This is a genomic window from Micromonospora sp. DT228, assembly GCF_049841595.1.
Taxonomy (GTDB): Bacteria; Actinomycetota; Actinomycetes; order Mycobacteriales; family Micromonosporaceae; genus Micromonospora.
Genome location: NZ_JBNCKO010000005.1, coordinates 271,642 through 291,357, shown reverse-complemented (window position 1 = coordinate 291,357; position 19,716 = coordinate 271,642). Strand labels below are relative to the sequence as shown.

The window sequence follows — 19,716 nt, the reverse complement described above, 5'->3', positions numbered from 1 at the left end:
CCCGATGCCGCACCCGGGGTCCCTGACCCCGGAGGTTCCGGCGTGCCCGTCACCCTCGTTCCCACGCTGCCCACCCTGCCCACCGTCGCGCCCGCGTCGGTGCCGCTCGACGTCCTCGGCGTGCCAGGTGAGACCAACCTGGACTACGCGGCGACCGCACCGTGCGCGCGGGCCGCCGCCGACGCGGTGGCCGAGCTACTGCCCTGGTACGCGAGCGTGCACCGCGGCGCGGGCGCGCTGTCGCGGCGCTGCACACTCGCGTACGAGCAGGCCCGGCAGACGGTGGGTGACTTCTTCGGCGTCCGCGCCGACGATCACGTGATCTTCACCCGCAACACCACCGACGCGCTAAACCTGCTGGCGCGGTCGCTGCCGGCCGGCACCACTGTGGTCACCTTCGCGGGCGAGCACCACGCCAACCTGCTGCCCTGGCCGCGCGGTTCGGTACGGCTGCCCGTCCCCGCCGATCCCGCCGGGGCGGTACGCGACCTCGCCGCCGCCCTCACCGAGCTGCGCCGGGGCAGCAACCCGGCGCTGCCGGTGCTGGTCGCGGTGACCGGCGCGAGCAACGTGACAGGTGAGCGGTGGCCGGTCGCCGAGTTGGCCCGGGTGGCACACCGGCACGGCGCCCGGATCGTGCTCGATGCCGCGCAGCTCGCCCCGCACGCCCCGGTCGACAGGCTCGCGCTCGACGTCGACTACCTGGCCGTGTCCGGCCACAAGCTGTACGCGCCGTTCGGTGCGGGTGTGCTGATCGGCCGGGCGGACTGGCTGGACGCCGCTCCGCCGTACCTGGCGGGTGGAGGCGCCACCAGCCACGTCGGCCCGGCCACCCACGACGTGACCTGGGCAACCGGTCCGGCCCGACACGAGGGTGGCACCCCGAATCTGCTCGGCGCGGTCGCGCTGGCGGCCGTGTGCGCGGCGCTCGGCGCGGCCGACCGGGTCGCGCTGGCCGCCCGCGAGCAGGCGCTGCTGGCGCGACTGCGCACCGGCATCGAGGCGCTGCCGCACGTGGTGGAGCTGCGCACCTTCGGCCCGGACGCGCCCCGGGTGGGCATCGTCTCGTTCGTGGTCGCCGGCCGGGATTCCGCCGACGTGGCCGCGCGGCTGGCCACCGCGCACCGGATCGGCGTACGCGACGGGTTGTTCTGTGCCCACCCGCTGGCCCGGCGGCTGCTCGCCGAGGCGGCGGGGCGTACCGGCCGGCGGGACCTGCCGCCCACGGCGTTGCGCGCCAGCATCGGCCTGGGCAGCACCGCCGAGCAGGTGGACCGGCTGCTCGCCGCGCTCGCCGACCTGGGCTGAGGCGCGCGGTAGACGGTCAGCCGACGGGCGGGGCGGTCGGCGGTTTCGGCGCCTCGCCCGGCTCGGCCGGCTCACCCATCGGGCGTTCCTGCTCCCCGAAGGCGGTGCGGATCCACCGGTTCGCCTCCTCCTGCTCGATCCCGGAGGCCACCAGCAGGTCGCTGGCGGTGGTCCGGATCTGGGCGACGACCACACTGCCGGAGAAGCCGACGCCGGCGCCGTACGCCCGACCGGCCTCGCTGACCGCCCGCAGCGACCGTTCCCGGGCCTTCTCCGGTTCCTCACCGGCGGCGAACTCGTGTTTGAGCAGCCGGACCGACTCGGCGAGGTGGCCGATCGCGTCCGGCATCGGATCCGGCACCGGCTCCTCGTCCTCGATCAACGTGACGGACCGACGGATCAGCGTGCCGGTGTTGCGCATCGCCCGGTCGATCGGGTCGGCCGCCTCCGCGTAGTGGATCAGCTCGCTGCGGCGGTGCCAGCGGGCCGGGGAGAGGGTCGCGGTCTCCTTCGCCCCCTCGATCGCCTCGGCCAACGTGGCCAGTTCCTCCTTGTTGTTGCGCAGCCGGTCCAGGGCCCGCTGGACGCTGGCGCGGTCCCGGCTGCGTAGCCCGTCCGCGGTGAGGTCGAGCTGGGCGGCGAGCAGGTCCAGTGCCGGCCGGGCGGCCCGGTTGATCACCCGGAGCGGGTTCAGCGGCAGCAGCACGGCGGTCACCAGGAGCGCGACTCCGCCACCGAGGAAGGCGTCCACGAAGCGCGGGATCTCCAGATTCTGGGTGGACGGGCTCAGCGTCACGATCAGCACCGCCGTGGCCGCCGCCTGGATGACGATGGCGACGCTCGCCCCGGCGAAGATCGTGAACAGGATCGCGACAGTGACCACCAGGCCGAGCTGCCAGGCCCCGGTGCCGAGCAGATAGATCAGGAAGTCGCCGATGGCCACCCCGATCCCCACCCCGGCGATCAGCTCGATGGTCCGGCGGAACCGCTGTCCCACCGACGCGGCGAGCGTGCCGACCGCGGAGATCGGCGCGAAGACCGGTTGCGGGTTGCCGAGCACCTTGTGCGAGATCAGATACGCCAGCCCGGCGGCCAGCCCCGCCTGCACGGCCAGGCCGCCGGCCATCCGCACCCGGTGCAGCCGGTCGTGCAGGGTGGCCCGGCCGCGATCGCGCAGTTGCTCGGTGGCCTCGGCGATCCGTGCGCCGTCGACGTCCACCAGCCCGTCGCGCAGCGCGGTACGTCGCACCACTGGTGGTCGCTTGTCCCGGGCCACGGCCATGGGCGCGACTACCCGGGACAGGCCGGCTGAATCCTTCCGCGTCGCGCGCCGTGCCCGGATACGGCAGACTCGGCCCGTGGCCGATCTGCTGGAGCGGTGGCGGGCGGCAGCCCGGGGTGCTGGTGCGAAACCGGGTGCGGGGTGGACCCGAGCCGGGGAACGGCTGCTCGAGAGGTGGCAAGAGCCGCACCGGCAGTACCACACGGTCGCTCACCTGACGGCTGTGCTCGACGTGGTGGACACGCACGCCGAGCTGGCCGACCGACCCGACCTGGTCCGGCTGGCGGCCTGGTGGCACGACGCGGTCTACGACCCGCGGGCCACGGGTGACGCCAACGAACAGGACAGCGCCGCGCTGGCCGAGAGCGTGCTCAGCGGGCTCGGGGTGCCGGTGCCCACGGCGGCCGAGGTACGCCGGCTGGTGCTGCTCACCGCCGGGCACGTGGTGGATCCGGACGACCGGGACGGCGCGCTGCTCTGCGACGCGGACCTCGCCGTGCTGGCCGCGCCCCCGGCGGCCTACGACAGGTACGCGACGGCCATCCGACGGGAGTACGCGCACGTGCCGGAGCCGGCCTTCCGGGCTGGACGGGCGGCGGTGCTGGGCGGCCTGCTGGCGCTGCCCGCGCTGTTCCGGCTGCCGCCGCTGGCGGCCCGCTGGGAGGAGCCGGCCCGGGGCAACGTGCGCCGCGAGCTGGCCACGCTCACCGCTGCGGTGGCGCCGACGGGCGCGGGCTGACCAGGTGCTTCGGGCGGCGCAGGTCGGCGGCGCGGAGCAACCGGACCAGCTCCCGGCTCGGCACCACCTGGGCGCCGAGCCACACCGCCGCCGCGAACCGGTCGGCGGGGATGTCGTAGTGGTCCCGGTCGAAGCCGCGCCGGGGCGCGCCGAGCGCCTCGGCGAAGGCGTGCAGCTCGGCGTACGAGACGTCGCTGATCAGGTGTGACCAGAGCCGCCCGCGCCACGGCCAGGCCGGCCGGTCCAGATAGAGCATGACGTCCAAGCTATCCCGCGTAGTTGATCACGTTGATGATCGGCTGCCGGCGACCTAGCCTCGGTTTCATGGCCCCCACCACGCTCCTGGACGATCTCCGCGCCGCGCTCGGCGCCGACGCCGTGCTCACCGACCCGGACCTGCTGCGCATGCACGAGCGGGACGAGGCGGACCTGTGCGCGGCCGGCACCCCGCTCGTGGTGACCCGTCCGCGTAGCACCGAACAGGTGGTCGCGGTGGTCCGGGCGGCGGCGCGACACGGCGTACCCGTGGTGCCGCAGGGCGCGCGGACCGGGCTGGCCGGCGCGGCGAACGCGGTGGACGGCGCGGTGGTGCTGAGCACCGTCGCGATGGACGAGATCCGGGAGATCGACCCGGTGAGTCGGATCGCGGTGGTCCAGCCGGGAGTGGTCAACGCGGCGCTCGCCGGAGCGGTGGCCAAGCAGGGGCTCTGGTACCCACCCGACCCCGGCTCCTGGGAGTCGTCCACGATCGGCGGCAACGTGGCCACGAACGCGGGCGGCATGTGCTGCGTGAAGTACGGGGTGACCACCGAGTACGTGCTCGGCCTCGAGGTGGTGCTCGCCTCGGGTGAGGTGCTGCGCACCGGCCGGCGGACGGCCAAGGGGGTGGCCGGCTACGACCTGACCCGGCTCTTCGTCGGCTCGGAGGGCACCCTCGGGGTGATCACCGAGGTGACCGTGGCGCTGCGGCCCGCCCCGGCCGAGTCGTTGACCCTGGTGGCGGTCTTCGGGTCCACCGCGGCTGCCGGCTCGGCGGTGGCCGAGATCGCGGCCCGTGGGCTCACCCCCAGCCTGCTGGAACTGCTGGACCAGACCCACCTGCGGGCGATCGAGGCGTACCAGCCGATGGGGCTGCGGACCGACGCGCAGGCCCTGCTGCTGGCCGCCGCGGACACCGGCAGCCGGGCCGCCGACGACCTGGCCGACCTGGCCGAGGTGTGCGCGGCGGCCGGCGCCGACGAGGTGTACGCGGCCACCGACGCGGTGGAGGCCGCGGCGCTGTTGCAGGCCCGGCGGCTGGCCCACCCGGCGATGGAGAAGTTCGCGGCCGACGCCTACCCGGGCGGCAACGGCGGTCTGGTGATCGACGACGTGGCGGTGCCGCGCGGCTCGCTCGCCGCGCTGCTGGACGGGGTGGCCCGGATCGCCGTGGAGTGCGAGGTGCCGATCGGTGTGGTGGGGCACGCCGGGGACGGCAACATGCACCCGAACATCGTGGTCGACCGGGCCGACCCGGTGAGCGTGGAGCGGGGCCGGCGGGCCTTCGACGAGATCATGCGCCTCGGTCTGGACCTGGGCGGCACCTGCACCGGCGAGCACGGGGTGGGGCTGCTCAAGCGGGACTGGCTGGCCCGGGAGATCGGGCCGGTCGGCGTCCGGGTGCACGAGGCAATCAAGTCGGCGCTGGACCCGGCTGGTCTGCTCAACCCCGGCAAGGTGCTCTGAGCTGGTGTGGCGTCAGCCCTTGACCTCGGCCGGGGTCGCCTGGGTGAGCAGCAGCAGGATTTCCCCGGCGACCGGCGTGCGCTCCTCACCCGGGCAGTCCTGTGAGGTGATCAGCCCGGTCGAGGTGAGCAGGCTGGACGTGAGCGCGTCGATGCAGGTGCTGCGGTATCTCCGGGCCTGATCGGTCTCGTCGGCGAGTGCCGGGTTGGCCAGCAGCACCTGGAGCCGTTCGGTCAGCTCCGGGGCGAGGGTGCCCCGGGAGGTGACCCCGTCACCGGCGCAGTCGAGGCACTGCCACGCGCCGCCGCGTTCGACGCTCAGGGTGCGCAGTGGGCCGTCCTCGCCGAGCCGCTGAATCAGGCTGACCTGGCCGACGGCGACCGTGGTGGGGATCTCCAACTGCGCGCCGCCACCCGCCGAGGCGGACGGTTGGGCCGCCGGATTCCCGCGCGGCCCCCGGTCGAACAGCGAGCACCCGGTCAGGGCACCAACCACGACGGCGGCGAGGACCGGTAGAAGGAGACGAGGGTGCGCGCGGAGAAGCACGCGCGGAAACCTACCCCACCGTAGGTAGCGTTCGAAACCACCATCCGGGCCGGTATCGATGGTTACCCATCGGTAACGTTACAATTCGTCACCTAGCGGTCGGCCGCAGCTCGGCCTGATCATCGCCGCCACCCCGGTCGGCCGCAAAACCCCTGACGTCCGGAGCGCCGAGCCGGGCCGCGTCCGCCGCCGCGTCGTCCGGCATCAACTGCGACTGCCGCTCCGCCTCCACCCGGGCGCGGTAGTGCTCGACCTCCCGGGCCCGAGTCGCCGCGTCCCAGCCGAGCACCGCGCCCATCAACTCGGCGGTGTGCTCCGCCGACTCCAACCCCCGGTGGCTGGTCTCGAACGAGATCCGGGTCCGCCGGGTCAGCACGTCCTCCAGGTGCAGCGCACCCTCGGCCCGCGCCGCGTAGGCGACCTCCGCCGTCAGGTATTCCGGCGCACCGGCCAGTGGAGACGCGAGCAGCGGATCGGCGTCGATGAGCGCCAACAGGTCCAGGGTGAGGGTGCCGTACCGCTCCAGCAGATGCTCCACCACGCCCACCGGCACACCGTGCCGGCGGGCCAGGTCGGCCCGGTCCCGCCACATCGCCGGGTAACCATCCGCACCGAGCAACGGCAGATCGGCCGTACGCGACGGGCGGGTGCCGCCGAGCCGGCGGGCGGCCCGGTCGACCACGTCGGACGCCATCACCCGGTACGTCGTGTACTTGCCACCGGCCACCAGCAGCAGCCCGAGCATCGGCTCGAAGACCGCGTGCTCACGGGAGAGCTTCGAGGTCGAGTCGGCCTCGCCGGCCAGCAACGGGCGCAGCCCGGCGTACACCCCCTCGATGTCGTCCGTGGTCAACGGCCGGTCCAGCACCGTGTTGACCTGCTCCAGCAGGTAGTCGATGTCGCGGGCCGAGGCGGCCGGGTGGGACCGGTCCAGCCGCCAGTCGGTGTCCGTCGTGCCGATGATCCAGTGCCCGCCCCACGGGATGACGAAGAGCACCGACTTCGCCGTCCGCAGGATGAGCCCCGTCTCGCCGGTGATCGCCGAGCGGGGCACCACCAGGTGTACCCCCTTGGAGGCACGCACCCGGACGCCGGGCCGCAGGCCCACGTCGTTGAGCATCCGCGACATGTCGTCGCTCCACACCCCGGTGGCGGCGATGACGGTACGGGCGTGCACCTCGAACTCCGCGTCCGGTGAGCCCTGCGGCGCCTCCAGGTCGCGCACGCGTACGCCGGTCACCTCACGCGCCTGCCGGATCAGCCCGACGGCGCGCGCGCTGCTCACCACCGTGGCGCCGAGGCTGGCCGCGGTACGGGCCAGCGTGACCACCAACCGGGCGTCGTCGACCTGCCCGTCGTAGTAGCGGATCGCCCCGGCGAGCGCGTCGGGCCGCAGACTCGGGAAGATCCGCCGGGCGCCCTCCCGGGTCAGGTGCCGGTGCAGGGGCATGCCGCGGCCACCGCCGAAGATCCCGGCGAAGGCGTCGTAGGCGGCCACCCCCGCGCCGTAGTACGAGCGGCGGAGGATCCGGGCCGGCAGGTCCCGCAGGCCCCGCCCGGCCGGCAGCGGCACCATGATCGGCACCGGGCGCACCAGGTGCGGCGCGAGCCGGGTGGCCAGCAGGCCGCGCTCGGTGAGCGCCTCGTGGACCAGGTGGAACTCCAACTGCTCCAGATAGCGCAGGCCACCGTGGATGAGTTTGCTGGACCGGCTGGAGGTGCCGGCGGCAAGGTCACGCGCCTCGACCAGCGCCACCTTCAGGCCCCGGGACGCCGCGTCCAGGGCGGCCCCCGCACCGGTCACCCCGCCACCGATGACCAGCACGTCGAAGCGCTCGGCGCGCAGCCGCCGCAGGTCGGACGCACGGCGGACCGGCGAGAGCTGACCGGCGACGGATCGGGAGATATTGGGGTCACGCACCCGTCCACCGTAACCGCCATGCCACCGTGTCGACATTCGCCGCCCGGCCGTCGCCCGGTTCGATGATCAGTTCCAGCCGCCGCTCCCACTCCTCGATCAGGTGATGAAAAGTAGGTGTCAGCGGCGCTCCAGACCTATTTCTCATCACTTGATCACCGCACGGCACGTCGACGCGGAGCGGGAACCGTTCATCGTGGTCGTAAGGTTCTCGGATGCACGGTCACCCCGCGTACCCCGGAGTCAGCGACCGCAGTTCCCCGTGGCCGGTGGTCGCGGCCGTGTTCGTCGGCTGTTGGACGGTCGCGGTCACCGTGGCCACCCAGACCGGTGGCTGGCTGACCGATCAGTTGCTGCTGGGCTTCGGGCGGGACCGGGTCGGCTGGCTCTGGCCGGTGCTCGGCCTGGCCCCCGTCGTGCTGGTGGGCACACCCGCCCTGCTGCTGGCCATGCTGCCCCGATCCACCACGGTCCGGGCCACCGGGCGGCTCTGGCTGACCGCCGCACTCGTCCTCGGGGTGCTCACAGTGCTGCGGGTCGTGCCGCCGGTGCACCACGAGGCGTACCTCGCCACGCTGGCCGGTGTCGCATTGCTCGGCGCGCTCGCCGTGCGCTGGTCGGCGCGCCGGTGGGCGTACCCCGCAGCGGCCGGCGCTGTCGGCGGCCCGGCACCCACCGACGACGGCGACGCCACCCGGCCCGAAGCGACCGGAGACCGCGACCCAAGGCGGCACGAGGCCACCGGGAACGCGGAGCCGGTCGGGCGGTCACGGCGGCTCGGCGCGGTGCCGCTGCTCGCGGTCGCCGCCGGGTTGGCCCTGCTGCTGCCGTGGGCCTGGTTGGGTGCGCTCGGTGGCCTGTTGGAGACGGCGCTCGCGCTGCTGGCGACGGCCGCGCTCGGGGTGCTGGCCGCGACCCTGCTCGACCCCATCTTCTGGTCCCGGTTCGCGGTCGGCCGACCGCCCCGGCCGGCTCGGCTGGTGTTGGTCGGCGGCCTGGTCGCCGGGGTGGCGCTGCTGCTGCTCGCGGCCGGCGCCGGCCAGTCCGGCGCGCAGTTGCCCGCGCTGCTGACCCTGCCACCTGCGGGTTTCGCCCTGGCCGCGCTCTGGGCCGCGACGTGGCGGCCCACCGCCGATCCCGCCGACGCCGCGCGCGCCGGCCGATCGGCGACCGGCTGGCTGGTGGGCCTGGCCGTGCTCGGCCCGCTGGCCTTCACCGACCCGGAGGAGATCACTCTGCTGCTGGTCGGCACCCGCGACGTCCCGTTCTGGGTGGCGGCCGCCGCCGGTGTCGGGCTCGCCGTCGCGGTCCTGGTCGCCATCGGGTACGCGGTGCTGCTCGCCCGGCCGACGGCACGCACCCCGAGCCGTCGGGTCGCGGCGGTGGCGGCCGTGGTGCTGCTGGTGGCGTTCGGCGTGGTCGACCTGGGCCCCGGCCAGCCCGGCCTGTACGGCGAGCGGCTGTTCGTGGTGCTGCGCGCACAGGCCGACCTGACCGGACTGCCGGCCGGGCAGCCGGGTCGGGCCGGGCGGGACGCCCGCGCGGCGGAGGTCTACCGGCGGCTGGTGACGACCGCCGAGCAAAGCCAGGCCGACCTGCTGCGGGGGCTGAACCGACTGCGACTCGACCCGGTGTCGTACTACCTGGTCAACGCGGTCGAGGTGGACGGCGGCCCGGCGGTGCGGGCCTGGCTCGCCCGCCGGCCGGAGGTGGCCCGGGTGCTTGTCAGTCAGCGCCTGCGCCCGCTGCCGGCCCCGGCCGGGCAGAACCGGGGCAGCGCGCCAAAGCCCACCGGCCCGGAGTGGAACATCCTCCAGATCGGCGCCGACCGGGTGTGGTCCCAGCTCGGGGTGACCGGCACCGGCATCGTGGTCGGCAGCTCCGACTCGGGTGTGGACGGCACCCATCCGGCCCTGCGCGCCGGTTTCCGTGGCGGCGACGACTCCTGGTACGACCCGTGGGACGGCACCCGGAGCCCGACCGACCAGGGCGGGCACGGCACCCACACGGTGGGCAGCGCGGTCGGGCGGGACGGCATCGGGGTGGCACCGGACGCGCAGTGGGTGGGCTGCGTCAACCTGGACCGCAACCTAGGTAGCCCCGCGCACTACCTGGACTGTCTCCAGTTCATGCTGGCGCCCTTCCCGGCCGGGGGCGACCCGTTCACCGACGGTCGTCCGGAGCGTGCCCCGCAGGTGCTCACCAACTCGTGGGGCTGCCCGCCGATCGAGGGCTGCGACAGGGGTGTGCTGCGCCCGGCCACCGCCGCGCTGGACGCCGCCGGGATCTTCGTGGTCGCCGCCGCCGGCAACACCGGGCCGTGGTGCGCGTCGATCGACGACCCGCCGGCGCCGTACGCGGACGTGCTGACGGTGGGCGCGGTGGACGACCAACGCCGGGTCGCGGAGTTCTCGTCGCGCGGTCCGGTGCCAGGAGTTGCGGGTAAGCCGGACGTGTTGGCCCCGGGCGTGGGTGTGGTGTCGGCGATGCCGGGCGGCACGTACGCGGCGCTGGACGGCACCTCGATGGCGACCCCGCAGGTGGCGGGGGTGGTCGCGCTGATGTGGTCGGCGAACCCGGCGCTCGTCGGCGACGTGGACCGCACCCGGCAGATCCTGCGGGACACCGCGACGGAGGCGACGCCCACCTACCGCTCCGACAGTCCCTCCGACGCCTGCGGTGGCCCGTCGAACGTCACCGGCTCGGGCCAGGTCGATGCCTACGCGGCCGTTCAGGCCGCCCGGCGGTGAGGTACGCGGACCGGCGCCCGGTGATCTAGGGTCGGCGACCATGGACGCCGAGATCACCGTCACCGAACTGACCCCCGACCTGGCCACCACCGTGGCGCGGCTCTGCGAGCGGGCCCTCGACCTGCCCGAGGACGCCGCCGAGGCGGCCGGAATCGTGGACGTCCTCTGGCCCCGGGCCGCCGCCGCCGACCGGCCGCTGGTGGGGCTGGGCGCGTACCGGGGTGCGGACCTGGTCGGGGTGCTGCTCTGCTCGGTGTCGTCGACCGAGCCGGGTACCGGGCACGTGGACCTGGTCGCGGTCCTTCCGGAGCACCGCCGCCGGGGCGTCGGCCGGGCGCTGCTGCGGCAGGCCGAGCGGGTGCTGGCCGATCGTGGCGCGACGGAGGTGCTGCTGGCCGGGAACCCGCCGTACTACGCGTGGCCGGGCATCGACGTCCGCTACACCCCGGCGGTCTGCGCGGCCCTCGCGCTGGGCTATCAGCAGGACCGGACCGCCTGGAACATGACCGCCGACCTGTCGTACGACGGGTCGCCGGCACTGCGGTCCACCGAGGCTGCCGAGCGGCGGCTGGCCGATCAGGGCGTCACCGTACGCCGGGCGGAGCCGGCGGACCTGCCGGCGTTGACCGCGTTCGCTCGGTCCACCTTCGGTGGCACCTGGGACGGCGAGCTGGCCGGATCGGTGGGGCGGGACGGCGCCGGTTGTCACCTCGCGGAGCGGGGCGGGGAGGTGCTCGGCTTCGCCGCGTACGGGTCGTCCCGGCCGAGTTGGTTCGGGCCGATGGGCACCGCGCCGGCCGCCGAGGGGTCGGGCATCGGTGGTGTCCTGTTGCGGCGCTGCCTGGCCGACCAGCGGGCGGCGGGGCTGACCCGGGCGGAGATCGGCTGGGTGGGGCCGGTGCCGTTCTACTCCGGCAGCGCGGGTGCCCGGATCGAGCGGGTCTTCTTCCTCTACCGGCGGACCCTGCCGCCGGCGTAACCAGGGCAAAAAGTGTATTGAGTCATTCGCCCGCGTCGGCCATCGACGCCCCCTACCGTTTTGGTAGAGGAGGCAGCCATGACCACGGATGACGACCAGACCGAGGACGGCCCGCCGATCACCTGGAAACCGATCGGCGAACTCCCCGGCCAACTGCCGTTCGACAGGCTCGACTACGGCGACGCCGAGCAACTGGCCGAGATGACCACCGACGACGAGTCGGCGGTCGTCGAGGAGCCACGGGAGATGGTGGACGCGCCGATCCAACTGCTTCCGCCGTACAGCCGGGCGCAGAAGCGGCGCAACCAGCGCCCACTACCGACCTGACGACGAACGGGGCGGACCGCGTCAGCGGCCCGCCCCGTTCGGTGTCGGAACTGGACTCAGAAGTCCATGTCCCCGCCACCCGGGCCAGCCGGGGCAGCCGGGGTCTTCTCCGGCTTGTCCGCGACAACGGCCTCGGTGGTGAGGAAGAGCGCCGCGATGGAAGCGGCGTTCTGCAGCGCCGAGCGCGTCACCTTGGCCGGGTCGATGATGCCCGCGGCCAGCAGGTCGACGTACTCGCCGTTGGCGGCGTTGAGGCCGTGACCCGCTTCGAGGTTACGAACCTTCTCCACCACGACGCCGCCCTCGAGGCCGGCGTTGACGGCGATCTGCCGCAGCGGGGCGTCCAGCGCCACCTTGACGATGTTCGCACCGGTGGCCTCGTCGCCGACCAGGTCGAGCTTGTCGAAGGCGGTCTTGCCGGCCTGCACCAGCGCGACGCCACCACCCGGGACGATGCCCTCCTCGACGGCGGCCTTCGCGTTGCGAACGGCGTCCTCGATGCGGTGCTTGCGCTCCTTGAGCTCGACCTCGGTGGCCGCGCCGACCTTGATGACCGCAACGCCGCCGGCCAGCTTGGCCAGCCGCTCCTGCAGCTTCTCCCGGTCGTAGTCGGAGTCGCTCTTGTCGATCTCGGCCCGGATCTGGTTGACCCGGCCCTGGATCTGCTCGGCGTCACCGGCACCGTCGACGATCGTGGTCTCGTCCTTGGTCACCACGACCTTGCGGGCGCGGCCCAGCATGTCGAGGCTGGCGGCGTCGAGCTTGAGGCCGACCTCCTCGCTGATGACCTGGCCACCGGCGAGGATGGCGATGTCGGTCAGCATGGCCTTGCGGCGGTCACCGAAGCCCGGCGCCTTGACGGCGACCGACTTGAAGGTGCCACGGACCTTGTTGACCACCAGGGTGGCGAGGGCCTCGCCCTCCAGGTCCTCGGCGATGATCAGCAGCGGCTTGCCCGACTGCATGACCTTCTCCAGGATCGGGAGCAGGTCCTTCACCGACGAGATCTTGCTGTTGGCGATCAGGATGTACGGGTCGTCGAAGACGGCCTCCATACGCTCCGGGTCGGTCATGAAGTAGGCCGAGATGTAGCCCTTGTCGAAGCGCATACCCTCGGTGAGCTCCAGCTCCAGCCCGAAGGTGTTGCTCTCCTCGACGGTGATGACGCCTTCCTTGCCGACCTTGTCCATCGCCTCGGCGATGATCTCGCCGACGGTGCTGTCGCCAGCGGAGATGGAGGCGGTGGAGGCGATCTGCTCCTTGGTCTCGACGTCCTTGGCGAGCTTGGACAGCTCCTCCGAGACGCTCGCGACCGCGGCCTCGATGCCCCGCTTCAGGGCCATCGGGTTGGCGCCGGCGGCCACGTTACGCAGGCCCTCGCGAACCAGGGCCTGGGCCAGGACGGTCGCCGTCGTCGTGCCGTCACCGGCAACGTCGTCGGTCTTCTTGGCGACCTCCTTGACCAGCTCAGCGCCGATCTTCTCGTACGGGTCCTCGAGCTCGATCTCCTTGGCGATGCTCACACCATCGTTGGTGATGGTGGGGGCACCCCACTTCTTCTCGAGCACGACGTTGCGGCCCTTGGGGCCGAGGGTCACCTTTACGGCGTCGGCGAGCTGGTTCATGCCCCGCTCGAGGCCGCGGCGCGCCTCTTCGTCGAACGCGATCATCTTGGCCATACGGCGTTGTCCTCCTGGACACTCACGGGCCACCCGAGATGTGTGCCCCGGATGGGCCGCCTGGTGTACGCACCTTGGGACGTCGCCACCTGGCGACGACGACGTCCTTCGGCCGGGCCGGATAGCCCGCGACGACCGGCCATGTGTCGCCCCGGCGTCTCCACGCCGGTGCAACCTGGCCCCACCGTCCCGACCATTGGCACTCACGGTATGCGAGTGCCAATGACTTGTTTAGCACTCTCCCCTGCCGAGTGCAAGCACGATGCCGCCGCTCAGCCGAGTTCCGCGGCCAGTCCAACGGTGTTCACCGGCGCCTCATGGGCTCGCTGCTCGGCGTACGTCATCAGCAGACCGACCATCTGGGCGAGGTGGGCGGGCAGGGCCAGCACGGCGGTGACCCCGATCACCGCCACCACCCCGACGGCCGTACCCGGGGACGTGAGGGGATCCGTGCCGAACAGGGGGGTGCCCGCCCCCTCCAGGGCGCCGGTGACCACGTTGACGACGATGACCGCCAGGGCCACCAGAGCCACCCGACCGAGCAGGAGGCCGAGTCGGTCGTGGAACATCCGGAACGACCGGCCGATGGGGTCGCGGCGTTCGAAGAGATAGACCGGGCCGGCCATGCTCAGGGCGAACGTCAGATAGATGCCCGGCAGCACGCAGCAACAGAAACCGATGCCGGCGATCAAGCTGGTCAACAGGGTCCAGCCCCAGAGCCCGAGTGCCCGACGGAGGCCGTACCGCAGCGCCGATTCCAGGTTGCCCGGCTGACCGGACGCCTGCTGCGTGATCACCCAACTGCCGGCGGCCCACCCGATGGCCTGCACCAGCCCGACCAACAGGCTGCCACCGATCGCCACGGCGAGAAGACCCGCCAGATCGACGGCGAACGTGTCCGGCAGCACGGGAGTCGGGTCCGATCCGACCTCGGCTTCCCATCTCGCCGTCGGGTCGAGGCCCAGGGCGAGCACCGAGAGCACGGCCGCCGGCAACACCTGGGTGAGCAGCATGATGGGCACCAACTGCCGCCAGCTACGGCGCAACGCTCCCAGACACCTGTTGAACCAGCCGGCCAGACCGGCGCCACGGGGAGTGACCAGGGGGTCGTTCGGATCGAATCCGTAATCCGGCGGGTACCAGCCAACCGGCGACCCCGGATACCACGGCACTGCACCGTAGGGACCCGACCCGGGCGGGTAGCCGCCGGTGGGCGGGAACGTCCAACCCGGCGGCGGCGCACCCCAGGCGCCCTGCGCCGGATCCCAGCCGGGCGGCGGGCCGACCGGAGGTACGCCCGGCCGCAGCTCGGATGGCGTCTCCGGAGTCACGCCGGAACTGCCGTACGGCACGGTCGGATCGGACGGCACGGTCGGATCGGACGGACCCGGCTCCCCCGGCCCGGAGGGTGGGGTGGGCGGGGGCCACTGGTCAGTCATGAACGCTCCTCAGCATTGGCTGGAACGGCCACGATCTTCCCGGTTGTGCGCCCGTGTCGCAGCCCCGACGCGCGGAGCCGATCAAGGAGGAAAGCTCAGGCGATGACGCGTACGTGCTCGGCCTGCGGGCCCTTCTGACCCTGGGCGATCTCGAACTCCACCCGCTGGCCGTCGTCCAGCGCCTTGTAGCCGTCCATCTCGATCGCGGAGAAGTGAACGAACACGTCCGGACCGCCGTCGACGGCAATGAATCCATAGCCCTTTTCGGCGTTGAACCACTTCACGGAGCCCTGTGCCACGGTGCACTTCCCTCACTATGCGCGGTGTTGCCTGACCTGGCGCACGGCACGGCCGGACGCCCACCGGCCACCACCCTCAGCGATCGATGGCGACCATTGGAAAAAGGTGACCGAAATCGCACGCTACACGAGGAGTGACGGCCGCGCACGGCCACAAATCGGGCATATTCCGGGGCGATCGGACTGCGCCTGTCGGCCGGCTTCTCGATCCACCGGATCCATGTCGGCGATTGCGCGACACAGCCCCCGAAAGCCCCGCCGCCGGACGCCGCGCCACCGGGCGGACCGGGCCACCGGGCGGACCGGGCCACCGGGCGGACCGGGCCACCGGGCGGACCGGGCCACCGGGCCTGTGGTAGGCATGCGGGCATGACCACCGATACGGGCGCGACCGCCCTACGGCAGGCGGAGATCCGCCGGGTCCGGCCGGAGGACGCCGCCCGGATGCGGGCACTGCGTCTGGAGATGCTCGCCGACGCGCCGTTGGCCTTCCTGGAGACCCTGGCGGACGCGGCGGCCCGGCCGCACACCGAGTTCGCCGCCCGGGTCGCGTACACCTCGGCCGGCCCCGGTAACGCGCAGTTCATCGCCGACCCGGGTGGCCGGCTCGTCGGGCACGCCGGTGGCACGGTCTCGCACAACGAACCCGGGCTCACCGTGATCTACGCCGTCTACGTCACGCCGGCCTGGCGCGGCAGTGGCCTGCTCGGCGAGCTGATCGACGGGGTGGCCGCCTGGTCCCGGGCCTGTGGCCGACTGGAGTTGCTGCTGGAGGTGGTGGTCGGCAACGACCGTGCCTACCGCGCCTACCAACGGCTGGGCTTCACCGACACGGGCGTACGCGTCCCCCACCCCACCGTCCCAGCCCTGACCGAACTACAAATGCGCCGAAAGGCCTGACCAGCCGAACCATCGCGTTGGGCCGGGCCGCGATGATCGCGCTACGTCCATGATGTCAACGCCGTTGTGTTAGGGCGAGCGGTTGTTCGTCAATGGGCACTGTCTCGCCTTTCATGCTGTTGTGCTGGGGTGGTCTTGTCCTTCGACCCAGGTTGATCGGCCAGGGGTGGCCGGTCGGCGGGGCAGGCACTGCGTGTCCGGGGGTGGTCGGGGGTCCTTTGCTCTGCACCCGTGGGTGCGACGGCTACGGTCTGTGACCGGTGCCTATTGGGGTGCAGAGCAAAGGGGGCGACTCGTGCACCGCGCCCGAGGGGCGGTTGGTGATCGAGGTCGCGCCTGGCCGGCCGCAGCGCGCCACCGCAACCACGTTGAAATCCAGGACAACACCGTTGCTGTGGGCGGAACCATTGCTCGTCAACCGCGCCGCCTCGCCGATCACGAAGTTGTGGCATACAACAGAACGCCTATGCGGCCTCAAGCCCGGCACCAGGACGTGGTGATTGCCGGGTCCGGACTGCCCCCGCTCCGCGATCTTGCACTTTCTGTCCCGACACAAGGGGTATATCACCTATATCGACAACCGAAACTGCAAGATCGGCGCGAACTTCTCGCGAGACACCCCACCTGAATGTAGCCGCCGGGAGGCCACTACTCGTGGATCGAGCGCGATCATGACCAAGGGCAGTGCCCCGGGCCAGACACGCCGCCGCCCACCGCGCCCGCCGAGGTTTCCGGGGCAGCCCGACCCGCGCAGGGATCAAGCCTGACCGCCCGGAGCGGGTCGGGCTGCCCCGGAAACCCCAGCCGCAACTAAAACTCAGACATGACGCCGCGACTGCACGATGCGGAAGCGGTTCGCCACGTACGCCCCGTCGGTGAGCGCGGCGTTGGCCGCCGCGTTGGCGCCACTGCCGTGGAAGTCGGAGAACGCCGCCGACTGGTTCACGAAGACCCCGCCGGTGAGGTTGCAGGACAGGTGCACCCCGACCTCGACCGCGATCGCCTCGGTGGCGTCCAACACCGCCTCGTCGGTCGAGTAGACCCCGGCGGTGAGCGCGCCCTTCTCGCCGACGGTGCGGCGCAGCAACTCCAGGCTGTGGGTGGTGGAGTCGGTCGCGATGGCGAACGAGATCGGCCCGAACCACTCCCGGCCGTACGTCTCCGTGTCGTCCGCGGCCAGCTTCACGATCGTCGGGGTACGCACCACCGCGTCGGCGTACGACGGGTGGGCCACGGCCCGCGACTCCAGCACCGGCTCGCCGACCTTTGTCACCTCGGCCAGCCGCTCCAGCACCCCGTCGTTGACGATGGCGCCGGTCAGCTCGACGCCTCGGGCCGGGTCGGCGGTGAGCTTGCCGACCGCGGCGGCGATCCCGCCGGCCACCTCGTCGAAGCTCTTGTGCCCCTGGTCGGTCTCGATGCCCCCGGCGGGGATGAGGATGTTCTGCGAGGTGGTGCACATCTGACCGCTGTACAGGGTCAGCGTGAAACCGAGGTTGCGACACATGCCGGTGAAGTCGTCGGTGGAGTCGATGACGACGGTGTTCAGGCCGGCCTTCTCGGTGTAGACCGACGCCTGCCGGGCGTGCGTCTCCAGCCAGTCGCCGTACTCGGTGGAACCGGTGAAGTCGACGATCTTCACGGCGCGGTGCAGGGCCAGGTCGCTGGCGAGCTTCTCACCGGGAGCCTCGGCCGCCAGCATGATCAGGTTCGGGTCGAACCCGGCCTCGGCGAGCACCTCCCGGGCGTACTTAACGGTGATCGCCAGCGGCAGCACCGCGCGCGGGTGCGGCTTGACGAGCACCGGGTTGCCGGTGACCAACGAGGCGAACAGCCCGGGGTACGAGTTCCAGGTCGGGAAGGTGTTGCAGCCGATCACCAGCGCCACCCCACGCGGCACCACGTGGAACGTCTTGGTCATCCGCAGCGGGTCGCCCTTACCGGCGGCCTTCTCCCAGCCGGCCGTGGCCGGGTGCCGGGTCATCTCGGCGTACGCGTACGCCAGCGCCTCCAGCGCCCGGTCCAGCGCGTGCGCGCCGCCGGCCTGGAAGGCCATCACGAACGCCTGCCCGCTGGTGAACTGCACCGCGTTGGCCAGCTCGAAGATGTGCTTGTGCAGCCGGTCGAGAATCTCCAGGCAGACCCCCACGCGGGCCTGCGGGCCGGCGTCGCGCCAGGCCGGCAGCGCGGCGGCGGCGGCGTCGATCAGCTCGCCGGGGCCAGCATGCGGGTACCGCACCGCCAGCTCCACCCCGAACGGGCTCGCCTCGGTGGCGACCCGAGCGCCAGCGCCCGGCTGGTCGAGCGGAAAATCACCACCGAGGTACGCCTCGAAGGCGGCCTTGCCGTCGGCGGCGGCGGTCTCGCCGTACACCCGGGGGCTGGGAGATTCGGGATAGGCGGACCAGTAGCCCCGTTCCGTGATCGCGGTCAGCGCACGGTTGAGGGTGTCGGCGTGCCTGTCGTACAGGGGCTGCGGGGTCTCCGTCATGCCCGCCATCATGCCGCAGTCCGGTTCGCGAGCAGTAGCGCGAATGTTGGGCAGCGGCGCATGGCTGTCAGAGCGCGAGCTGCCAGTCGGTCCAGGCGTCCACCGGGCGGAAGCCGAGCTGCTCGTTGATCGCCACCATGTAGCTGTTGCTGGCCGCGTTCCAGGTGTCGATCATGCGGACCGCGGGCTCGTGGGTGAGCAGGTGGTGCAGGTTCTCGGCCTTGGCGATGAGGCCGAGCCGGCGCCCACGGTGATCCGGGTCGACGATGGTGATCTGCTGGTACGCGTGCCAGTCGGCGGAGGCGCCCACGTCCAGCAGGGTCCAGGCGACCAGTCGACCGGTCGCCTCATGACGCATCCCGAGGTGGTAGCACCGCCGGCCCCGGGCGTCCAACGCCCGTTCGTTGCCACGGATGCGCTCGGCGTCCACCTGCTCCGGTTCCCACTGCACGTCCCCCATGGGCGCGTCCGTGAGCAGCCGGCCGTCCAGGTAGGCGATGTCCGCGACGTACTCCTGCGGGGTCGCCCCCTGCCAGCAGACCGACCGGTAGCCTTCGGCCCGCGGCTGGGCCTCGGCCAGCGCCGCCCGCAGCGCGACCCGGTCGATCTCCTCGACGTCGAGCCGGCGACGCACCTCGGCCAGGGCCGGCTGGGCACCGGTGGCGGCGGCGAACGCGTCGCCCGCCCCGCTTCGGGCTGGCCCGCCGGGCAGCGCGGAGACGGCCATCGCGACCACCCGCTTACGGCCACGCTCGCGGAGCAGGCGAACCCCGTACTCGTGCAACGCCCGACCGACGCCCCGCCGCCGCAGCTCCGGATGCACGGTCAGCTCGGCGGTGGCGTTGTCGGGGTTGTCGAGGTACGGCAGGTCAACCTGGAGGTAGCCGGCCGGCACCCCGTCGAGCCGGGCCAGCGCCCAGAGCGACTCGGTACCGGGCATCGGCGTGTGGAAGAACGCGTCGAAGCGTCGCCGGCAGAAGGGCGGCAGGTCCGGCAGATCGGCGTCGTTTGCCGCCGCGCCGATCAGGTACGCCTCGTCGACGGCGGCTCGGTCGGTGCCGTCGAACGACGCGATCGTGATGCTCATGCCGCTGAGCCTGCGCCCCGGGAAAGCGATCGGGCCAGCGAATTAATCGCTGGCCCGATCGAACGTGGTCGGGAGGGACACTCGCACAACGCCTCCGGCGTTGGGTCGCAAGAACTTCAAAAGTCTTCGGCGAAATGCCCTCCCGCACGGAGCATCTTGCGCCGTCCGGTTCCTGCCGTCAAGTCCGCAGGGGTGGGTTTTCCACACTCACAGCGAAACCCCAGTTACGCGATTGATCCACTCGCTC

General features: G+C 72.4%; 17 protein-coding genes. 7 read left to right on the top strand and 10 right to left on the bottom strand.

The window, feature by feature from the left end; genetic code table 11:
* Positions 1–42: 42 nt before the first annotated feature.
* On the top strand, positions 43–1,308 hold the full coding sequence (locus ACLQ29_RS13125) for an aminotransferase class V-fold PLP-dependent enzyme (protein ID WP_425771861.1): 1,266 nt from the start codon (positions 43–45) through the stop codon (positions 1,306–1,308).
* 16 nt (positions 1,309–1,324) lie between these two features.
* On the opposite strand, the gene ACLQ29_RS13120 is transcribed toward ACLQ29_RS13125, so the two are convergent.
* The gene (locus ACLQ29_RS13120) at positions 1,325–2,527 is read right to left on the bottom strand and encodes an FUSC family protein (RefSeq protein WP_425772040.1); all 1,203 of its coding nucleotides are present in this window, start codon (positions 2,525–2,527) and stop codon (positions 1,325–1,327) included.
* Positions 2,528–2,666: 139 nt separating this feature from the next.
* Here ACLQ29_RS13120 and ACLQ29_RS13115 point away from each other — a divergent pair, with 139 nt between their 5' ends.
* Positions 2,667–3,329 (top strand): HD domain-containing protein, encoded by a 663-nt coding sequence (locus tag ACLQ29_RS13115; RefSeq protein ID WP_425771860.1) that lies wholly within the window; start codon positions 2,667–2,669, stop codon positions 3,327–3,329.
* Here ACLQ29_RS13115 and ACLQ29_RS13110 read toward each other — a convergent pair.
* The gene (locus tag ACLQ29_RS13110; protein ID WP_425771859.1) at positions 3,295–3,585 is read right to left on the bottom strand and encodes a DUF4031 domain-containing protein; all 291 of its coding nucleotides are present in this window, start codon (positions 3,583–3,585) and stop codon (positions 3,295–3,297) included. The two genes, ACLQ29_RS13115 and ACLQ29_RS13110, sit on opposite strands and share 35 nt — an antisense overlap.
* A gap of 68 nt (positions 3,586–3,653) precedes the next feature.
* Between ACLQ29_RS13110 and ACLQ29_RS13105 the strand changes: the two genes are divergently transcribed.
* Positions 3,654–5,054 carry an FAD-binding oxidoreductase gene (locus tag ACLQ29_RS13105; protein ID WP_425771858.1) on the top strand — a complete coding sequence of 467 codons (1,401 nt, stop codon included), beginning with the start codon at positions 3,654–3,656 and terminating at the stop codon, positions 5,052–5,054.
* 12 nt (positions 5,055–5,066) lie between these two features.
* Here ACLQ29_RS13105 and ACLQ29_RS13100 read toward each other — a convergent pair whose 3' ends face one another.
* From ACLQ29_RS13100 to ACLQ29_RS13090, 3 genes are all read right to left on the bottom strand, one after another.
* Positions 5,067–5,600 carry a hypothetical protein gene (locus tag ACLQ29_RS13100; protein WP_425771857.1) on the bottom strand — a complete coding sequence of 178 codons (534 nt, stop codon included), beginning with the start codon at positions 5,598–5,600 and terminating at the stop codon, positions 5,067–5,069.
* An 88-nt stretch (positions 5,601–5,688) separates the two neighbouring features.
* The gene (locus ACLQ29_RS13095; RefSeq protein WP_425772039.1) at positions 5,689–7,506 is read right to left on the bottom strand and encodes a glycerol-3-phosphate dehydrogenase/oxidase; all 1,818 of its coding nucleotides are present in this window, start codon (positions 7,504–7,506) and stop codon (positions 5,689–5,691) included.
* A 7-nt stretch (positions 7,507–7,513) separates the two neighbouring features.
* Positions 7,514–7,666, bottom strand: a complete 153-nt coding sequence (locus tag ACLQ29_RS13090) for a hypothetical protein (protein WP_425771856.1) — start codon at positions 7,664–7,666, stop codon at positions 7,514–7,516.
* Between the two features lie 67 nt (positions 7,667–7,733).
* Here ACLQ29_RS13090 and ACLQ29_RS13085 point away from each other — a divergent pair, with 67 nt between their 5' ends.
* The 3 genes from ACLQ29_RS13085 to ACLQ29_RS13075 all read left to right on the top strand — a co-directional run bounded on the left by ACLQ29_RS13085 (position 7,734) and on the right by ACLQ29_RS13075 (position 11,574).
* Entirely contained in the window at positions 7,734–10,268 is a 2,535-nt protein-coding gene (locus ACLQ29_RS13085) for a S8 family serine peptidase (protein ID WP_425771855.1), read from the top strand.
* Positions 10,269–10,308: 40 nt separating this feature from the next.
* On the top strand, positions 10,309–11,247 hold the full coding sequence (locus ACLQ29_RS13080; RefSeq protein ID WP_425771854.1) for a GNAT family N-acetyltransferase: 939 nt from the start codon (positions 10,309–10,311) through the stop codon (positions 11,245–11,247).
* Positions 11,248–11,325: 78 nt separating this feature from the next.
* Positions 11,326–11,574, top strand: a complete 249-nt coding sequence (locus tag ACLQ29_RS13075; protein ID WP_393369724.1) for a hypothetical protein — start codon at positions 11,326–11,328, stop codon at positions 11,572–11,574.
* A gap of 56 nt (positions 11,575–11,630) precedes the next feature.
* On the opposite strand, the gene groL is transcribed toward ACLQ29_RS13075, so the two are convergent.
* From groL to ACLQ29_RS13060, 3 genes are all read right to left on the bottom strand, one after another.
* Positions 11,631–13,253 carry a chaperonin GroEL gene (gene groL, locus ACLQ29_RS13070; protein WP_030490078.1) on the bottom strand — a complete coding sequence of 541 codons (1,623 nt, stop codon included), beginning with the start codon at positions 13,251–13,253 and terminating at the stop codon, positions 11,631–11,633.
* Between the two features lie 272 nt (positions 13,254–13,525).
* Positions 13,526–14,692, bottom strand: coding sequence for a hypothetical protein (locus tag ACLQ29_RS13065; protein ID WP_425771853.1), 1,167 nt, complete (start codon positions 14,690–14,692; stop codon positions 13,526–13,528).
* A 95-nt stretch (positions 14,693–14,787) separates the two neighbouring features.
* The gene (locus ACLQ29_RS13060; RefSeq protein ID WP_425771852.1) at positions 14,788–14,991 is read right to left on the bottom strand and encodes a cold-shock protein; all 204 of its coding nucleotides are present in this window, start codon (positions 14,989–14,991) and stop codon (positions 14,788–14,790) included.
* A 369-nt stretch (positions 14,992–15,360) separates the two neighbouring features.
* Between ACLQ29_RS13060 and ACLQ29_RS13055 the strand changes: the two genes are divergently transcribed.
* Complete coding sequence (locus ACLQ29_RS13055; protein WP_425771851.1) at positions 15,361–15,891, top strand: GNAT family N-acetyltransferase; 531 nt, start codon at positions 15,361–15,363, stop codon at positions 15,889–15,891.
* A gap of 817 nt (positions 15,892–16,708) precedes the next feature.
* Here the strand turns inward: ACLQ29_RS13055 and paaN are convergent.
* Positions 16,709–18,382 (bottom strand): phenylacetic acid degradation protein PaaN, encoded by a 1,674-nt coding sequence (paaN, locus tag ACLQ29_RS13050; RefSeq protein ID WP_425771850.1) that lies wholly within the window; start codon positions 18,380–18,382, stop codon positions 16,709–16,711.
* 67 nt (positions 18,383–18,449) lie between these two features.
* Positions 18,450–19,469 (bottom strand): GNAT family N-acetyltransferase, encoded by a 1,020-nt coding sequence (locus ACLQ29_RS13045; protein WP_425771849.1) that lies wholly within the window; start codon positions 19,467–19,469, stop codon positions 18,450–18,452.
* Between the last annotated feature and the right edge of the window lie 247 nt (positions 19,470–19,716).

What these genes read in the sequence shown, in the direction of transcription:
- ACLQ29_RS13110 (WP_425771859.1), bottom strand. Translation starts at nt 3,585, where the DNA reads ATGCTCTATCTGGACCGGCCGGCCTGGCCGTGGCGCGGGCGGCTCTGG.
- ACLQ29_RS13105 (WP_425771858.1), top strand. Translation starts at nt 3,654, where the DNA reads ATGGCCCCCACCACGCTCCTGGACGATCTCCGCGCCGCGCTCGGCGCC.
- ACLQ29_RS13090 (WP_425771856.1), bottom strand. Translation starts at nt 7,666, where the DNA reads ATGAGAAATAGGTCTGGAGCGCCGCTGACACCTACTTTTCATCACCTG.
- ACLQ29_RS13085 (WP_425771855.1), top strand. Translation starts at nt 7,734, where the DNA reads ATGCACGGTCACCCCGCGTACCCCGGAGTCAGCGACCGCAGTTCCCCG.
- ACLQ29_RS13080 (WP_425771854.1), top strand. Translation starts at nt 10,309, where the DNA reads ATGGACGCCGAGATCACCGTCACCGAACTGACCCCCGACCTGGCCACC.
- ACLQ29_RS13075 (WP_393369724.1), top strand. Translation starts at nt 11,326, where the DNA reads ATGACCACGGATGACGACCAGACCGAGGACGGCCCGCCGATCACCTGG.
- groL (WP_030490078.1), bottom strand. Translation starts at nt 13,253, where the DNA reads ATGGCCAAGATGATCGCGTTCGACGAAGAGGCGCGCCGCGGCCTCGAG.
- ACLQ29_RS13065 (WP_425771853.1), bottom strand. Translation starts at nt 14,692, where the DNA reads ATGACTGACCAGTGGCCCCCGCCCACCCCACCCTCCGGGCCGGGGGAG.
- ACLQ29_RS13055 (WP_425771851.1), top strand. Translation starts at nt 15,361, where the DNA reads ATGACCACCGATACGGGCGCGACCGCCCTACGGCAGGCGGAGATCCGC.
- paaN (WP_425771850.1), bottom strand. Translation starts at nt 18,382, where the DNA reads ATGACGGAGACCCCGCAGCCCCTGTACGACAGGCACGCCGACACCCTC.
- ACLQ29_RS13045 (WP_425771849.1), bottom strand. Translation starts at nt 19,469, where the DNA reads ATGAGCATCACGATCGCGTCGTTCGACGGCACCGACCGAGCCGCCGTC.